Annotated in this window: 11 protein-coding genes; 6 read left to right on the top strand and 5 right to left on the bottom strand. The window is 43.2% G+C overall.

All coding sequences use genetic code 11. From position 1 onward, the window contains the following. Positions 1 to 296: 296 nt before the first annotated feature. The 3 genes from K9M52_RS15655 to recQ all read right to left on the bottom strand — a co-directional run bounded on the left by K9M52_RS15655 (position 297) and on the right by recQ (position 5,569). Positions 297 to 1,568 (bottom strand): nucleoside permease, encoded by a 1,272-nt coding sequence (locus K9M52_RS15655; protein WP_224069371.1) that lies wholly within the window; start codon positions 1,566 to 1,568, stop codon positions 297 to 299. 119 nt (positions 1,569 to 1,687) lie between these two features. Continuing rightward, on the bottom strand, positions 1,688 to 3,178 hold the full coding sequence (locus K9M52_RS15660) for a lipopolysaccharide biosynthesis protein (protein WP_224069372.1): 1,491 nt from the start codon (positions 3,176 to 3,178) through the stop codon (positions 1,688 to 1,690). 126 nt (positions 3,179 to 3,304) lie between these two features. Next, entirely contained in the window at positions 3,305 to 5,569 is a 2,265-nt protein-coding gene (recQ, locus tag K9M52_RS15665; RefSeq protein WP_224069373.1) for a DNA helicase RecQ, read from the bottom strand. A 320-nt stretch (positions 5,570 to 5,889) separates the two neighbouring features. On the opposite strand from recQ, the gene K9M52_RS15670 reads away from it, so the two are divergent. The 6 genes from K9M52_RS15670 to K9M52_RS15695 all read left to right on the top strand — a co-directional run bounded on the left by K9M52_RS15670 (position 5,890) and on the right by K9M52_RS15695 (position 15,696). Continuing rightward, positions 5,890 to 6,876 (top strand): KpsF/GutQ family sugar-phosphate isomerase, encoded by a 987-nt coding sequence (locus K9M52_RS15670; RefSeq protein ID WP_224069374.1) that lies wholly within the window; start codon positions 5,890 to 5,892, stop codon positions 6,874 to 6,876. A 124-nt stretch (positions 6,877 to 7,000) separates the two neighbouring features. Further along, the gene (locus K9M52_RS15675; RefSeq protein WP_224069375.1) at positions 7,001 to 8,275 is read left to right on the top strand and encodes a sugar MFS transporter; all 1,275 of its coding nucleotides are present in this window, start codon (positions 7,001 to 7,003) and stop codon (positions 8,273 to 8,275) included. A 495-nt stretch (positions 8,276 to 8,770) separates the two neighbouring features. Then, entirely contained in the window at positions 8,771 to 10,117 is a 1,347-nt protein-coding gene (locus K9M52_RS15680; protein WP_224069376.1) for a TolC family protein, read from the top strand. Between the two features lie 25 nt (positions 10,118 to 10,142). Continuing rightward, positions 10,143 to 11,396: an efflux RND transporter periplasmic adaptor subunit gene (locus K9M52_RS15685; RefSeq protein ID WP_224069377.1), complete on the top strand. Its 1,254-nt coding sequence runs from the start codon at positions 10,143 to 10,145 to the stop codon at positions 11,394 to 11,396. Positions 11,397 to 11,435: 39 nt separating this feature from the next. Next, positions 11,436 to 15,020 (top strand): efflux RND transporter permease subunit, encoded by a 3,585-nt coding sequence (locus K9M52_RS15690; RefSeq protein ID WP_224069378.1) that lies wholly within the window; start codon positions 11,436 to 11,438, stop codon positions 15,018 to 15,020. 145 nt (positions 15,021 to 15,165) lie between these two features. Next, positions 15,166 to 15,696: a hypothetical protein gene (locus K9M52_RS15695; protein WP_224069379.1), complete on the top strand. Its 531-nt coding sequence runs from the start codon at positions 15,166 to 15,168 to the stop codon at positions 15,694 to 15,696. Between the two features lie 124 nt (positions 15,697 to 15,820). Here the strand turns inward: K9M52_RS15695 and K9M52_RS15700 are convergent, their stop codons facing one another. Both K9M52_RS15700 and K9M52_RS15705 read right to left on the bottom strand, forming a co-directional pair. Beyond that, positions 15,821 to 16,678, bottom strand: coding sequence for a sigma-70 family RNA polymerase sigma factor (locus K9M52_RS15700; RefSeq protein ID WP_091393883.1), 858 nt, complete (start codon positions 16,676 to 16,678; stop codon positions 15,821 to 15,823). Positions 16,679 to 16,914: 236 nt separating this feature from the next. Further along, positions 16,915 to 17,622, bottom strand: a complete 708-nt coding sequence (locus tag K9M52_RS15705; protein WP_224069380.1) for a YceI family protein — start codon at positions 17,620 to 17,622, stop codon at positions 16,915 to 16,917. Positions 17,623 to 17,844 lie beyond the last annotated feature (222 nt).

The following is a 17,844-nucleotide window of genomic DNA, read 5'->3' on the forward strand; positions in this document are numbered from 1 at the left end:
TTATGTCAAAATTTGCCTTACATAAACTATTAATTAAGTGAAATTTACGAAAGAATTAGAATATGGGCAAGGGAGTATGATAGATTAACAAAATATATAAGGCGTATAGCATGATTGCTTTCAATGTTTAGAAAATTGAAAGGGGTAATTACTAGGTCATTAGAAAATGTTTCGGGGTATGATTGCCCCATTTTAATCTAGAAATCGATTTTAGCAGATCTTTGGATAAAGTAAATGTGAGGAGATCTCAACTCTTTTTCTGCTGAAAGCTAGATAAGAAGGAATAAATGAAAATATTAATGAGGTGCCTTTAGCAAGACTTCTTGCTCCTTGCTTCCGGCTATCGATTTAGCTTTGAATATAAAGGGAAAGACCAGTGCCAGCACAAGAGCATAGGCTGCAAAAGTCATCCAGATGCCTGTCCACTGTTTGGTTCCATCCGCCAAAGTAAAGAAATGATCGATCAACAGACCACTGCCAAAACTCCCCAGTAATGCGCCGAAGCCGTTGACCATCATCATAAACAGACCCTGTGCGGAGCCCCGGATACCAGGATCGGTCTGAGTCTCGATGAATAAGGACCCGGATATATTAAAGAAATCAAAAGCCATCCCGTAAATAACGCAGGAAAGAATAATCATCCATAAACCATCGTCCGGGTTTCCGGTGCCTAATAGCCCAAATCTTAAAACCCAGGCGACCATACTGATGAGCATGACGTATTTGATGCCGAACCGCTTTAGAAAAAAAGGTATAGCCAGGATAAACAAGGTCTCTGAGATTTGGGAAACGGACATGATAATAGCTGGGTATTTCACCGCCAACGTATCCTTGTAGGCAGGTATTTTTGCAAAGTCATGGATATATGTATCACCATAGGCATTGGTAAGCTGTAGCGCCGCTCCCAACAGCATGGCAAAGAAAAAAAATACGGCCAGATTTTTGTCTTTAAATAGCCTGAAGGCGTGTAGACCGAGTGCTTCCGAGAAGCTCTTTCCTTTGGTATGTTTGCCCAGGGGCGGGCAGTCCGGCAAAGTGAATGCGTAAATACCCAATAAAAAGGATGTCGCACTGGCGATATAGAACTGGTTTTCGGAAGCCTCATTATGGGTCAGGCTTACCACCCATAAAGCAGCAATAAATCCGATCGTCCCCCAGATTCTGATCGGTGGGTAATCTTTTACCACATCCATGCTTTCTTTTTTCAATGCGTTATAGGCTACTGTAATGGATAGCGAAATGGTTGGCATATAAAAAATCATGTTGATCAATAATACCCAGAAGAAGAGACCTGGCGTATTGATCTGTGGAATCATCAGCAATGTACAGGCTCCCAGAAGGTGCATGACCCCATACATCTTCTGGGCAGGGACGAAGCGGTCCACAATGATCCCGGTAAGGGCAGGCATAAAAACAGAGGCGATACCCATGGTGGAAAATATGGCGCCAAAATCGGTACTGGACCAGTGTTTATGTTGGAACCAATAAACACCGATGGTAATCAGCCAGGCGCCCCAGATAAAATACTGGAGGAAATTCATCAATATCAACCGCAGTTTTATGCCCATAATCGATCGTATTATTATAGTTCCGGAGCTTTTCCCCGCCCCCAACCTGGATCTCTTTATATTTTACAAAGGAAATACAACACAAAGCCACAGCAATTTAACCAAATAGTTGTTAGGTATTAAGATTTACGCAGGATTTTCTGCACAATGTTTTTATACATGGCAGTAATGTCCTCTGAAATATTAAAATATAGCACAGCCGGAACATATAACAGGGCAAAAGTGGCACATCTTAATACCGCATCGGCATATAAGTTGCCTATAAACGGAATTAGACAGGTGACAAAGATCGCCGTTCCTGCAATGAGAAGTGTATATAATGTCTTTCGGTCGAAAGGTTGCAATTTGAACAGCCACCATAGAAGGGAAAAACGGGTCATATTGTAGAAGATCAGCGCTATGGCACTGCCATAGGCAGCTCCCATCAGACCATAGGTTCTGATCATAAAATAGTCCAGGATGATATTGATCACGATAAAGAAGACACTGGAGTAAAAATCCATTTTCCAGTACTTGGACAACAGCAGTATCTGTGCATTCATACCCATACCCAGATCAATGAGCTTTGCCAGCCCCGCCACGATAAAAATAGCTTTAGCCATACTATAATCAGGATTGAATCTGACCAGATTGTCTAAATTGGGCATAAGGAGCCCAAAAATGGCCAGTCCCAACACCAGCAAATTGAGGGACGTCTTATGATAGAGCTCCCTGATCTTTTTTATGTCCTTATTCTTCCAGGCCTCGGCAATCAACGTTGTGGTAATGCCCTGCATACTTCTAAAGGGCACATCCATGATACTGGCCAGATAAACGGGAATACTGTAAACGGCAAGATTTTCCAGGCCTTTGTCTGTGAGACCGGCGATCAGTATCCCGTCAACAGTTTTCGGCAAAACGCCGATCAGTAATCCGGAATAATGGTAGGTGACAAATACCAGGATTTTTTTATAGAGCCTTTTAGTCGCCCGGCTGATCCTGGCGTAAATAGTTAATCCGCCGTTTTTATAAATAACATAAATAAGGACCAGAAGCGCCGGTACATATGAATAGGCAAAAAGGACAAAGAATGTCTCCAGTGTGACCCAGTGCAACACATAGAGTAAAATAAGAATCGTAGTCGTGAGCCGGTAAAAAAGCTCTTTTACAATATTTGAGATAATGGTCCTTTTAATGACCCAACAGTATGCCTCTAGCATCATGAGCATGGTGTAGGAGATCGTAAAGGGAATTACCAGTCGGTAATGAACAACAAAAAGTGGCGAATTACTGCCAAACTTCCTTTCCAGAAATGGCTCAAATACAATGGCAGCTATTAAGAAGAGCACAGATCCCAGTATATTCACCATCAGCGTCAGATACGGAAGGTCATTTTTGCCTTTAGGCAAAAAGTCTCTGTAGAATGGATTGAATTTATACAGGGCGCTCAGACTCCCGAGGGTCGACAGTGCAGAAAAAAACAGCGAGAACTCGATCATGATCCGGGTCAGGCCAAATTCTTCCTTGCTGAAAAAAATGGGAAAAAGTACGATCGTATTAATAGCGCCAATGGCAAACCCCAAATAGGTAAAGATGGTGGAATAGGTACTTTGTCTACGTACGATGCCCATTAAAACGAAGTTTAATTAACGTGGTTAATTTGGCATTGCTGCCGAAACTGAAAGGTAGTGATTTTATTAAAATAGGGCCTGCCGCTTCTGAATTGGTCCTTATTAACAATACACATGGAATGAGCACTAATTCCCGTATTCCACCAGGAACTTAATCCGCATAATCTTTAACTGCTCCCAATTATAATCACTGTCTTCCAGTTCTTCTCTGGCTAAGTCCAGGGAAGAGGTTTCGCAGCTGCGAAAATAATCCATTACCTCATCCTGTTCGTCTTCATCCAGCATATCATCAATGGCATAATCCAGATTCAGCCGGGTTCCGCTCGCGACAATGGTTTCCATCTCCTCCAGAAGTTCATCCAGACGGAGATCCTTGTTTTTGGCGATGGTGTCCAGTGGTATTTTCTTATCTACATTCTGTATAATATAGATCTTATTACTTTTTTTATTGACGACGCTTTTCATCACGAAGTCATCGGGGCGAGTGATGTCGTTTTCTTCAACGTATTGGGCGATTAACGTAACAAAAGGTTTACCGTATTTGATCGCCTTTCCCTTGCTGACGCCGGAGACCTTTTCCAGTTCTTCGAGTGTTGTCGGATAAAGGGTAGCCATATCATGAAGTGAACTTTCAAGGAAAATCACAAATGGCGGCAGGCTTTTTTTCTTAGCTTCTTTTTGCCGCAGATCTTTCAGCATTTCAAAAAGATGCTCATCCGCTGCGTGGGCTCCCTGGCTTCCTGTTTCCGTTTCTTCATCATCTGCAACGGCGTCATCAAAGTTATTATTGAGCACAATTTTGAAGCTGGTAGGTTTTTTCAGGTACTTTTCCGCTTTCGGGGTGAACTTCAGGACGCCGTAGTCTTCAATATCCTTTCTTAAGATATCTTCCAATAGCAACTGACGGATCAGACTGTTCCAGAAATGGGCATCTTTATCCTTGCCCAGGCCAAATTCCGGAAGCTGCTCATGTCGATACATCGTAACAGTCGGAGTCAGCCTGCCGGTCAGGATATTGACCGTATATTCTATGTTAAAGCGTTCATCCAGGGCCTTAACTACTTTCAGGACATTCACGGCTTCTTTCTTGGCTTCAATTTTTTCTTTGGGATTCAGGCAGTTATCGCATTGCCCACAGTTTTCTTCATGCCATTCTTCTCCAAAGTAATGCATCAGTACCTTACGACGGCAAACAGAAGTTTCTACAAAGGCCAGGGTTTCATTGATCAGCTGTGCTCCTACTTCTCTTTCTGAAAGAGGCTTGTCACGCATCAGATGCTCCAGTTTGGCTACATCTTTATGGGAATAATACAGGATACATTTGCCTTCCAGTCCGTCTCTGCCGGCACGTCCGGTTTCCTGATAATAGTTCTCAATGGACTTGGGTACGTTGTAATGTATAACGAATCGGATATCGGGTTTATCAATACCCATACCGAAGGCAATGGTTGCCACAATTACCTGGACATCTTCTTTGAGGAAGGCGTCCTGCCGGTTGGCCCTGAGTTTGGCGTCTAATCCTGCATGGTAGGCCACCGCCTTGATATTATTGGCCATCAGGATATCGGCAAGCTCTTCAGTGGTCTTGCGGTTAAGCGTATAGATAATGCCGCTTTTACCTTTGTTTTGGGAGATAAAGCGAACAATACTTTTAATAGTCTGATCCAGTTTTATTTTGGGCTGGATCTCATAATAAAGATTTTTACGGTTAAAGGACGAGATAAATACATTGGGCTGCTTCAGGCCCAGATTTTTGATAATATCGCTTTGAACTTTAGGCGTCGCCGTGGCCGTGAGTGCAATAACCGGTAATTCCGGATCGATCATATCCATCATTTCTCTAAGGCGCCGGTATTCCGGCCTAAAATCATGGCCCCATTCAGAAATACAGTGCGCCTCATCTACTGCAAAAAATGAGATCTTGGTACTCCTGAAGAAATCAATGTTTTCCTGTTTAGTGAGCGTCTCAGGAGCAACATAGAGTAATTTTGTCTTACCACTTGTCAGATCGTCGCGGACTGCTTTAATCTGGCTTTTATTTAGTGAGGAGTTTAAAAAATGGGCTACATTCTCATTTTCGCTATATCCCCTTACCAGATCTACCTGATTTTTCATCAAAGCGATCAGGGGACTGACAATAATGGCACATCCTTCCAGTATCATGGCAGGCAACTGATAACAAAGGCTTTTCCCGCCGCCGGTCGGCATGATGACAAAAGTGTCATGTCCATCCAGTAAACTGTGAATGGCTTCTTCCTGCCGGCCTTTAAACTGATCAAACCCGAAGTTTTGCTGTAAACCGGTAGCTATATCATGAGAATGTTTTTGCTTTTGAGTCTTAATTGCAGTACTTGTTGCCTTCTTCCTAGAAGTCGTTGTGCTTTTTGCCATTTCTTAATCAATATTGAATGATTGAGCAGTAATCTACGAAGATTATCTCAGATTTCCTCGGAATAATGGATATTACTTTGACTACGCTCGCCTGTTTTAAGGTAGGCGAAGTTAATACAGATTAAGGTAATTTCTCATTGTATATATATATTTTAACACTGACGAACAGTTGTTGCTATGGCCTTGAGGTTATGTTGCTAAAAAGGCAATAAAACGAATTGATAAAGATATGTTATCGACAAAATGTAGCCAACTTTACATCTGCATTAAAATTCAGTTACCTTTCCCAGCTTGTCAGGCGGATTTCCTAATTTTGCCTCATGACGCAAAAGCTGGAAATGCAACAGGATAATATCAAAGAAGTTGCAGTAAATGCCATCAAGGCTGAGTTATCTGCAGTTGAGGGCTTGTTGGCTCAAATTGACGAGGGCTTTGAAAGCACCGTACATGCGCTTGCTGCCTGCACAGGGCATATTATTGTGAGCGGAATCGGCAAAAGCGCCATTATCGCTCAAAAGTTGGTTGCTACCTTTAATTCCACCGGCAGCAAAGCGACTTTCCTGCATGCTGCCGATGCCATTCACGGGGACATGGGTATGATCGGAAAGCAGGACATGGTATTGCTGATCAGTAACAGCGGTGAAAGCGCAGAGATTAAGGTACTGGCCCCGCTTGTAAAAGATCTTTGTAGCGGCTTGATTGCTTTGGTCGGTAATAAATCTTCGTTTTTGGCCACACATAGTGACTATATTATCTGTACCGGTCCGCTAAAGGAAGCTTGTCCGCATAACCTCGCCCCCACATCCAGTACAACGGCGCAACTCGTGTTGGCAGACGCGTTGGCTGTCTGCCTGATGGAGCTTAACGGATTTAAACCGTCTGACTTTGCCAGACTACACCCGGGAGGGGACCTGGGTAAAAAACTGCATTTAAAGGTATCCGATCTTTATCTCCAAAATGCGAGGCCGGCCGTTTACCCCGATACGGATCTGAAAGCGGTTATTTTTGAAATTACCAAGGGGCGTGTTGGAGCGACCGCTGTCTTAAATGATCAAAAGAAGGTGATCGGGATTATTACGGATGGAGATGTAAGAAGAATGCTGGAACGCACTGATACACTGACAGGGATTGTTGCATCAGATATCAGTTCAACACAGCCAAAGACCATTACTGAAGACATGCTGGCTATCAATGCGATGGAAATGATCACCAGATGGGATGTAGGACAGTTAATTGTAACCGACCCCGGTGGAAGCTATCTGGGTTTTTTACATGTACACGACCTGATCCGGGAAGGTATTTACTAAGCACTGAAAGCTGCAGCGGCTATGGCTCAGGTATATCAATCGTTTGCATAAAATTACTTGTATCAGAAGGTCGCGAACCTGCCGGAAATTAATTAAGTTAGCATTTCAATAGTAAAATGTTAACATGCAACAAAACTCCTCCAAAAGTTACCTGATCCCGACCCTCATCATTGGGGTGCTTTTTTTTGTATTCGGGTTTATTACCTGGGTCAACAGTACATTGATTCCTTATTTACAGACTGCCTGTGAACTAACACCTAATCAAGCCATCCTGGTCACGTTCGCCTCCTATATTGCATATGCAGTGATGGCGTTTCCTTCTGCCGGTATCCTCAAATACACGGGCTTTAAAAAAGGAATGATGCTGGGGCTTGGCGTTATGGCCCTTGGTGCATTGCTTTTTATACCGGCGGCCAACTCCCGGACTTTCGCCATGTTTTTGACAGGATTGTTTGTCATGGGTATAGGTATGGCGCTGTTACAGACAGCCGCAAATCCTTACATCACTATTTTGGGGCCTATTGAGAGTGCTGCCAAAAGAATGAGCGTTATGGGCATCTGTAATAAAGGAGCCGGTGCTATTGCACCGCTCATCATGGGAGCCCTTCTTTTAAATGGAATGGATGCGTATTCCAGTGATAACCTGAAGCACTTGCCCCTGGATCAAAAAAATGCTTTACTGGATCAGCTGGCCGGCAAGATCGTTGGACCTTATATCTTTATTGCCGTCGTATTTGTGATACTGGCCGTTGCAATTTATTTCTCCAGCCTGCCAGATATCAAAAATGAGGAAGAAACGAATCCGGAACACCAGACAAAGGACAGAGGCAGCATCTTCAAGTATCCTTATTTGTGGTTGGGTTTTGCTACGATATTCCTATATGTGGGTGTAGAAGTCATCGCTGGCGATACCATTCAGATGTACGGTATTACCGGACTTCATATTCCGGTTGAAGAGGCTAAGCACTTTACCTCCTTTACGATGATCGGTATGCTGATCGGTTATCTGGCGGGTATTGTCCTTATTCCTAGGTATATTAATCAGGCGACAGCGCTCAAAATCTCAGCTATCTTAGGGGTGATATTTTCTTTAGGTGTTATTTTCCTGCCTGGCTATTATTCGATTGCCTCTTTGGCATTATTGGGATTGGCGAATGCACCTATGTGGCCTTCTATCTGGCCGCTGACTATTGACGGATTGGGTAAATATCTGAAAACCGGATCCGCCCTCCTTATTGTGGGTATTGCGGGCGGTGCCATAATTCCCAAAATCTGGACCATGATCAGTACCAGTACCGGTATGCAATCTGCATTCTGGATCTTAATTCCTTGTTATCTATTCATTCTCTATTTTGCGATCAAAGGTCATAAAGTTGGTCAGAAAGTTGGAAACGAATAAGATATAATATCCGGCTTCATGCGAATGGATATATGGATATATCGCAGTCCGTTCTGGTGTATGCATGTCATACAGCAGAACGGACTTTTTCGATGTTAAACCCTAGTCTTTGATCACATTTGCCGCGGTTACTGTACCTGTTTAAGTCTAGCCCGCTCCTGCTGAAAGAATCACTAAACACTTGCTATTTTTCTTTGCCTGCCGCTCCTTACCGAGTATACGCCGCCGTTTGTCGAATATTTACACCCGTTCACTTAATAATCATAGGCTATTATGGATATTGCCCCTATTTTTACGCCAAATTAGAGGTAGCCGGCAGAACAGAAGAAGGCCTGCCTTGTCAACAACCGTCATTAATGGTAAATGTTTATTGAAACGGTGTAACATGATGATGGTAAGTGAATCAGCGTGAGTGTGAAAAAAAAGAATCCAGTACAGGAGCAACAGAAATATTTATATGATATATAAAATTTTAATAATCAATCGAAGACTTTTATGAAGCACCTTCTCAAAACACTGGTTCTTGCCGGTTGTTGCTTGATCTTAACTCAAAACACTTTTGCACAGGTAACGGATACCAGTACCACACATGAATTTACCTTGCAGGAAGCGTTGGATTATGGCCTTCGCCATAATGTACAGGTAAAAAACGCCTTACTGGATATTCTTATACAGGAGCAGACTAACCGGGGGGTTGCGGCGGCGGCTCTGCCTTCCGTTAATGCCAGCGGCTCGCTGACCGACAACCTGAAATTGCAAACCACACTCCTTCCGGGTGAATTTTTAGGGCAACCAGCCGGAACCTTTGTGCCGGTTACTTTTGGCACTAAGTATATCACTAGTGCGGGGGTAGACTTGAATCAGGTTCTTTTTGACGGGCAGGTATTTATAGGGTTAAAGGCCAGGAAGACTTCTATGGACTGGAAAAACGCTCAGGCGGAAGTCACCAAGGAACTCATCCGGACCAATATTTACAAAGTCTATTATCAACTGGTTGTCAGTCGCACGCAGATGGAACTCATCAATGCCAACATTGATATGATTGCCAAGTTAAAACATGACACTAAATTGATGTATGAAAATGGCGTTGCAGAAAGGCTGGATGTGGATAAAAGTGATGTACAGCTGACCAATCTGGAGACGGAAAAGCAAAAACTGCTGGTGACGATCGCCAATGGATACAATGGTCTTAAGGTCCTGTTAGGCATGCCGGTTACCGATAAGCTGATACTCAGTGACACGCTCAGTGAGGACCAGATTAAGTCTGGTATTCTGATCAGTGATGACTTTGATTATGCACAGCGTAATGATTATAAATCCCTGCAGTTAACCAAGAAATTAGATGAGTTTAATGTGAAGCGGTATAAATATAGTAAAATGCCGACCTTGAATTTAGGCGCCTCTTACAGCAAGCAGTCCCAGGAAAATGAATTCAAATTTACCGGTGACTGGTATACCTCTGCTTTTGTCGGCCTTACATTGAAAGTGCCTATTTTTGCCGGTTTCGGAAAAAACGCTCAGATTAAACAGGCGGAATTTGAAGTACAGAAAGTAGACAATCAACTTTATGATCTCCGTCAGAGCATCGATAATGAGATCACTACTGCAAAGAATAATTTTACGTCTGCCATCTCTATTATGGATTATCAGAAAAAAAACATGGCTCTCGCTCAAAAAGTTTATGACCAGACCAAAAAGAAGTATGAAGTTGGCGCTGGCTCTCAGACAGAAATCAATACCGCACAGACAGACCTGAAAGCGGCACAGACAAACTATATCAGTGCGCTCTATGATGCGGTTGTGGCGAAGATCGATTTTTTGAAAGCTACTGGCAAATTATAAAAAACATTATCTAAATAAACGACAGATGAAAAATAAGTGGATACAACAACTTGGATTGGGTGCTAGCCCTCGCTCTCTTTCTTTCGCGCTCTACTTTTCTGCCATGTTCTTAATGGCCGGCATTATACTTACCGGCTGCGGTGGTGACAGCAAGGGGAAGGAAGCTAAAGTCCTGCAGGAGAAGAAAGCAGAACTCACAAAATTGCAAGGACAGCAAGATGCGCTGACAGCTCAGATTGATAAACTGCAAAAAGAAATTAAGGCGATCGATCCGAATGCTGTTGAGGCAAAACGTAAACTGGTCGCCCTTGACACAATTGCTATCAGTACCTTTGATCATTATATTGATCTTCAGGGTAAAATTGATGCCCAAAATGTTGCTTATGTAGCCCCTAAAGGCCAGGGAGGTGTGGTTAAAGCGATCTATGTGAAACAAGGTGATCATGTTTCAAAAGGACAGTTGCTGTTAAAACTGGATGATGCATCACAACGGCAATCTGTGATAGCCGCTCAGCAACAGGTGGCTGGTATCGCTGCTCAGATGGAGCAGGCAAAGACAGTCTTCGAAAGGCAGCAAAATCTCTGGAAAGAAAATATTGGTACAGAGTTGCAGGTGCTGAATGCCAAGACTTCTTTGGAAAGCTTGCAGAGTCAATACAAGGCTGCTAAAGCCAACGAAGAAATTGCTGAAGAACAAGTCAATAATACAGCCGTTCGCGCAGGAATCAGTGGGGTGGTTAATACATTGACAGTAAAAGTCGGCGAATTTTTTACAGCTGGCAATCAGGTCCAGATCGTCAATAATGATGACCTGAAAGTGACGGTCAATGTACCGGAAAATTATTCGGGCAAAATAAAAATGGGAAGTGTCATGCATGTAACATTGCCGGATGTCGGCGGGAAAGATCTGTTGACTAAAGTAAATGTTGTTGGCAGATTAATCGATCCGGTTAGCCGTACTTTCTATATTGAAGGTAAAGTACCTGAAGATCCTGTATTACGACCCAATCAGGTGGCTATGGCCAGGATTAAAGACTATTCAGATCCGAAAGCCATTACCATCCCTACCAATACCATTCAAAACGATGAAAAAGGTAAATTTATAATGGTCGCGACGGGTCAGGGAAATAAATTGGCTGCCAAAAAGAGGTATGTCACTGTTGGACAAATGTATCATGATCAGCTGGAAGTCAAATCAGGCCTGAAACCTGGAGATGTGATTATCAGCGAAGGTTTCCAGAACCTGTATGACGGACAACCCATCATGGTTGGACTATAAGGGGAACGGTCAATTCTTATCTATTATTAATTCTACATTATGCCATCGTTAGAGAAATTAACAGGAAACTTCAAGCAGTTTAAGCCGACCAGCTGGAGTATCAAAAATAAGACATCGATCTACCTTCTGATGCTCTTTGTATCCATTTGGGGGATCGTACAGTTTGTTACATTACCCAAGGAGCAATTCCCTGATATTGTCATTCCTACCATCTATGTACAGACGATCTATGTAGGGAATTCTCCTAAAGATATTGAGAATCTGGTCACCCAGCCGATCGAAAAGCAGATTAAGGGAATCACCGGAGCGAAGATCAATAAGGTAACCAGTACGTCCGTTCAGGACTATTCAGCAATAGTAGTAGAGTTTGGCACGGATGTCAAAACCGATGTTGCTTTACAAAAAGTGAAAGACGCGGTGGACAAGGCGAAACAAGATTTGCCCACTGATCTGACGGAGGAGCCTACGACAATGGAGGTTAGTTTCTCTGACCAGCCTATCATGTATGTGAATGTAAGTGGCAATTATGACATGATGAGGCTAAAAGAATATGCTGATGAATTGCAGGATCGCCTGGAAGAGCTACCAGAAATTAATCGGGTGGATATGGTAGGCGCACCGGAAAGGGAGTTTCAGATCAACGTTAATAATCTGAAAATGCAGGCTGCAGGTGTTACCTTTAGTAATATTGCTACTGCGGTTCAGGGAGAAAACTTAGATATATCCGGTGGCTTGCTCAGAGTAGGCAATATGAAAAGAACTTTACAGGTTAAAGGACAGATCAAGACCGCCGAAGACCTGAGCCATATTGTGCTGCGTAATTCCAAAGGAGCGCCGATTTACCTGAAAGATATTGCTGATATCAAAGACACCGTTAAAGAGCACGAGAGTTATGCACGTCTGGATGGTAAAAATGTTATTACTTTAAATATCATTAAAAGATCCGGTGAGAATCTGATCGAGACTTCTGATCATGTAAAAGAAATTACCGATCAGGTAAGTCAGGAGATTTTCCCACGAGACCTGGATGTGCGCATTACCGGGGATCAAAGTAATACGACAAGAACTTCTTTTACTGACCTGGTAAATTCAATTGTGATTGGTTTTGTGCTGGTATTGATTATTTTGATGTTCTTTATGGGGGTAACCAATGCCTTCTTTGTTGCCTTATCAGTACCGCTCAGCATGTTTGTGGCCTTTGTGTTTCTGCCCGGAGCTAACCTGATTGTCGGTTCTGCGGTGACGCTCAACTTTATTGTACTTTTTGCCTTGCTGTTCGGTCTGGGCATTATTGTGGATGATGCTATTGTGGTCATTGAAAATACCCATAGGATCTTTTCTGAAAATAAGGGTAAAGTGTCAGCTGTGAAAGCGGCAAAGATGGCGGCCGGGGAAGTATTTATCCCTGTATTGGCAGGCACACTGACGACACTTGCACCATTCTTTCCGCTATTATTCTGGCCCGGGATTATCGGCAAGTTTATGATTTATCTACCCACCATGCTAATCTTCACATTAGCGGCTTCCCTGGTGGTAGCCTTTATCATGAATCCAGTGTTTGCGGTTGATTTTATGAATCATCCGGAAACTGAAAACAAGCCCCCTAAATCCGCTATCTTCAAGCAGCCGGTTTTTTGGGTTGCCCTGGGCGTAGGTATTATTTTAGATGTGGTGGGACAGCCTTTTATAGGCAATCTTATCATCTTTATTGTGTTGCTTACCATACTGAATAAGTATGTCTTGGATGATTTGATTCATTCGTTCCAGCATAAAGTGCTTCCCGGAATTATGCACAGTTATGAAAAGTTGCTCCGTTGGGCATTGAAAGGTTGGCGCCCGGTCTGGCTGCTGGTCGGTACATTTGTTCTGATGATTGTTTCCTTTCTCTTTTTTGGCGCGCGTAATGTACCGGTAGTCTTTTTTCCCGATAGTCAGCCTAACCAGATCTATGTCTATCTGAAAATGCCGGTGGGTACCGATGTCGATTATACCGATTCTGTAACCAAAACCCTGGAGAAAAAAGTCTATCATGTATTGGGTATGGAAAACGGCAAGACCAATCCGGTCGTAGAAAGTGTCATCACCAATATTGCCATCGGCGCAGCGGATCCCACCAGCGGGGACAGAAGCACCCGTCCGGAACTCGGGAGGATTCAAGTATCTTTTGTTGAATTTGGCAAACGTAATGGCGTATCTACCGCTCCTTATCTGGATTCGATCCGGGCGGTTGCAAAAGGAATTCCCGGTGCAGAAATTACCGTCAATAAAGAACAGAATGGCCCGCCGACAGAACCTCCCATTAATATCGAAGTAGCCAGTGAAAACTTTGACGATCTGATCAGTACGGCTGTGGCCCTGAAAAATTATCTGGATTCTATTCAGACACCCGGTGTTGAAGAATTGAAAATGGATGTCGATTTGACTAATCCTGAAATCAGTTTTACGGTAGACAGAGAAAGAGCCATGAGGGAGGGGGTGTCTACGGCACAGGTTGGTCAGGCTATAAGGACGGCATTGTTCGGTCTGGAAGTTTCCAAAATCAAAGACGGAGAAGATGAATATAAAATACAACTCCGCAATGAAGAGACGCAGCGTAATAACCTGAGTGACCTGCTCAATATGAATATCAGCTTTATGGACATGGCATCGGGTCAATTTAAGTCAATACCGATCAGCTCTCTGGTTAAAGTAGATTATACCAATACATTGGGGAGTGTAAAAAGAAAGAACCAGAAAAGAGTGATTACACTAACATCCAATGTGCTCACAACCCAGGGGTATACACCGACTGCTGTCAATCAGGAACTCGCGAAACATATTCAACAGTTCAAGCATAAACCCGATGGCGTCACCATTCGCCAGACAGGTGAGGGAGAGCAGCAGGCAGAAACAGGCGCTTTTTTAGGAAGTGCACTGCTAGTCGCCCTGATGATTATTATTTTCCTTTTGGTGTTGCAGTTTAATTCTGTGAGCAAATCGGTTATTATTCTGACAGAGATACTCTTTAGTGTAATTGGCGTTATATTAGGCTATGCGATAACAGGTATGGAAGTCTCCGTGGTGATGACGGGGATCGGTATCGTCGGCCTTGCAGGTATTGTCGTGAAAAACGGCATCCTGGTCATTGAGTTCGCAGATGAACTCAGAGGTAGAGGACTTAAGACCCATGAGGCGGTTGTACAGGCGGGTAAAACCCGTATTATCCCGGTGATGCTCACCGCGCTGGCGGCGATCCTGGCACTGATCCCGCTGGCAGTAGGATTTAATATTAATTTTGTGACCCTGTTCTCCGAACTTAATCCGCATATCTTTTTTGGGGGTGATAATGCATCGTTCTGGAAGCCGCTGTCCTGGACAATAATATTTGGTCTGGCCTTTGCATTTTTTATGACCCTCTTTATTCTTCCAGGTATGTATCTGATCGCAGAGAGATTGAAAAGACCTATGCGCAGACATTTTGGAGGAACATGGGTGTCTTTTATGGGGATTCCGCCACTTACAGTTTTGTTCCTGCCCATGATATTCTACACTATGTTTAAACATAGAAGAGAAGTGCGTAGAAGAAAGGCCAGAATGACTGGTAAGAAGACCGTCAATGAAGCATTCACCGGCAGCTGGTTCTAAGACTTTAGTCAATTGATTTCAGCCATATATTATGATAGGGCTCAAGCCTCTGGTTAGTCGCCGGAGGCTTTTGCATGAGAAGTTCCGGGTAGCGGACACAGTGGCAGGGTTTATGTGGTAACAGAACAGATTTTAAAAGTATATTATGCAGACAAGAAAAAACAATATCCGTAATACACTGGCCTGTGGTGCATTTTTATTGGCGGGCAGTCTTTTGATATTTAGTTGTGGCCCTACCAAATCCTCGACCCATTCAAACGGGGGAAATGTAAAAACGAAAGGACCATTTACGCTGCAAGCAGCCATGCATGATGCGGATACGGTCCGTATCCGACAGTTTTTAGCCGGTAATTGGATCTTGGACAGAACTTGCAGATCCACATTTACGGGACTGAATTGTGATACTTCTGTTAAACAGAGCTGGCAGCTGGATTCTCTGGCAGGCATAAGCTGGACGACAGAGGGAGATAATGCGGGGTCTGATAAGTATCATTTTGTACCCCGGGACGGAGCCCAGGCGGGGTCTACGAAGGGAGATTCTGTTTGGGTGATGTATTTGAACAAAGCCCGGAGAGGCTACCTGATCCGGACACTGACTAAAGACTCTTTGTCATTATCTGAATATCCGTTGATTATGGACAATACAACAACCTACTATCTAAGCCGGCAGCAATAGATTTGGATGCCAATGTCAATCCATGCGAGTGAAAAATAAAGGTGATGCTTTAACAAAAAAGCTTCCGCGAATATTGCGGAAGCTTTTGCTTTTATGCTGTTTATTCCTTTATTCAGTATAAATTTTATCCTAAATAGGACTTTAAGGCACCGCTATAGCGGGCTTTCTGTAAGCGTTTAATCGCTCTTTCCTTGATCTGGCGGATGCGTTCTTTGGTCAGATCGTATTTTTGACCGATCTGTTCAATGGTAATGCCATTTTCTCCTTCCAGACCAAAGTAAGCATTGACGATCTCTGCTTCCCTGGGACTGAGTGATTTGAGTACCCTGCGGATTTCTTCTCTCAGAGAATCTTTCATGACATCATCATCTGTGTCATCAGCACCTTCCAGCAGATCCCCCATGGCCACATCCTCTGCCTCGTGCACTGGTGCATCCAGAGATGTATGTCTGGTGTTACTTTGGAAAATGTTGTTGATTTCTGTCTCGCTCATTTCCAGGATACTGGCTAATTCTTCCGTACTTGGCTCCCGCTCATGTTCCTGTTCGAATGCCATGTAGGCTTTGTTAGCCTTGTTATACGTGCCAATTTTGTTTTGAGGCAGGCGGACTAGTCTACCCTGCTCTGCCAACGCCTGTAAGATGGACTGGCGAATCCACCATACCGCGTAAGAGATGAATTTGAAACCTTTGGTTTCGTCAAAGCGTTGTGCCGCTTTAATTAAGCCGAGGTTACCCTCGTTGATAAGATCGCTAAGTGATAAGCCCTGATGTTGGTACTGCTTAGCGACAGATACCACAAAGCGCAAATTGGATTGAACCAATTTGTCTAAAGCCCATTGATCACCCATCTTGATTCGTTGAGCCAAAGTGGTTTCTTCCTCAGGTGTAATCATCGAAATCTTGGAGATTTCCTGAAGGTATTTTTCCACGGCCTGCGAATCACGGTTAGTGATCTGTGTGGCAATTTTAAGCTGCCTCATATTGATTTATGGCTTTAATGATAGATATAAAACGTACCTTTTGGTGGATTTGTTTCAAATTTATTATTAATTTTCAATATTATAACATAATTCTCCACAAATTCGGCGGCAAAGTTACGATTAAAAGCCAGCTTAGACAAATAATGAACTGATTAAACGGTCTTTCAAAGGAAAAATTATGAAAAAATATAGATTAATGGTCTTAAATACGCTTAACGACCATTTGTATTGAAAAGTTATTTTCCTGCTTCAATATTGATCTGAAAATCAATGTTTTTGCTAATAATTTTGTCTCTGATTGAATTTTCTGACCCATATGTTATTCCCCAATTTGTTCTGTCGATAGCAAAAGCTGCCGTAAAGCTTACAGAACTGGAGTCCGCGTGGATCTCTGCCGGGAAGGTAATTGATTTAGCAATACCCTTGATCGTCATATTACCCGTAACAGTGGTATTGGACTTTATACCTGCTGCTTTAGCGTCCTTGCCGCTGTCTGGGGTCGCATTGACAGATTGCTCAGCTCCCTTTTCTATTTTAGTGATTTCAAAAGTGGCTGTAGGGAACGAGTCAACGGAGAAAAAATCCGAAGATGACAAATGCGCTTTTAGTTTTCCGTTGCTCTCGGCGTCCTGATCAGTAGGCTGAAGGCCTTTCAAATCGATCACTATTTTGCCGCCACTGACCTGATCACCTGTTACACTGACCTGACCTTCCGCAATGGGGGCAAAACCAGAATGTGCGCTTCCGACCAATTTGGAACCGGTCCATAATACTTTACTCGCACTGGTGTCGACGTTCAGCATATGGCCCTGGTCTGTACGCTGAGAAATCGCTTGCGCTGCCGAGGTTTTTGCTTGTTCATTGCCCTGGGTGTTGCCGCAGGAAGACAATACGATAAACCCTGTACTGAGCAGCAGCGTTACTGAATGGGATAATAATCTCATGTGTATGTTATTAAATGGGTAAGGTACTGATAAAAAGTATTTTATCAACCGGGCAAAAATAAGCTCTTGTCTGAATTCAATTAGAGGACAACTGCCACAAAATTGTCATTTAACAATAAATTGAAGAATACTTGCTTCTGTCAGAGCACAGGTTTTTCAATCTGAACTATTTTACTATTTTTGCCTCCCGGCTAACAAGCAATAGGTTTACAGATATACACT

Origin of the sequence: Arachidicoccus terrestris (assembly GCF_020042345.1) — a bacterium.
Classification (GTDB): domain Bacteria; phylum Bacteroidota; class Bacteroidia; order Chitinophagales; family Chitinophagaceae; genus Arachidicoccus; species Arachidicoccus terrestris.

Bases quoted from the DNA above. Each gene is read 5' to 3' on its own strand.
- K9M52_RS15695 (WP_224069379.1), top strand. From the start codon at position 15,166: ATGCAGACAAGAAAAAACAATATCCGTAATACACTGGCCTGTGGTGCA.
- K9M52_RS15675 (WP_224069375.1), top strand. From the start codon at position 7,001: ATGCAACAAAACTCCTCCAAAAGTTACCTGATCCCGACCCTCATCATT.
- K9M52_RS15655 (WP_224069371.1), bottom strand. From the start codon at position 1,568: ATGGGCATAAAACTGCGGTTGATATTGATGAATTTCCTCCAGTATTTT.
- K9M52_RS15700 (WP_091393883.1), bottom strand. From the start codon at position 16,678: ATGAGGCAGCTTAAAATTGCCACACAGATCACTAACCGTGATTCGCAG.
- K9M52_RS15660 (WP_224069372.1), bottom strand. From the start codon at position 3,178: ATGGGCATCGTACGTAGACAAAGTACCTATTCCACCATCTTTACCTAT.
- K9M52_RS15670 (WP_224069374.1), top strand. From the start codon at position 5,890: ATGACGCAAAAGCTGGAAATGCAACAGGATAATATCAAAGAAGTTGCA.
- K9M52_RS15690 (WP_224069378.1), top strand. From the start codon at position 11,436: ATGCCATCGTTAGAGAAATTAACAGGAAACTTCAAGCAGTTTAAGCCG.
- K9M52_RS15680 (WP_224069376.1), top strand. From the start codon at position 8,771: ATGAAGCACCTTCTCAAAACACTGGTTCTTGCCGGTTGTTGCTTGATC.
- K9M52_RS15705 (WP_224069380.1), bottom strand. From the start codon at position 17,622: ATGAGATTATTATCCCATTCAGTAACGCTGCTGCTCAGTACAGGGTTT.
- recQ (WP_224069373.1), bottom strand. From the start codon at position 5,569: ATGGCAAAAAGCACAACGACTTCTAGGAAGAAGGCAACAAGTACTGCA.
- K9M52_RS15685 (WP_224069377.1), top strand. From the start codon at position 10,143: ATGAAAAATAAGTGGATACAACAACTTGGATTGGGTGCTAGCCCTCGC.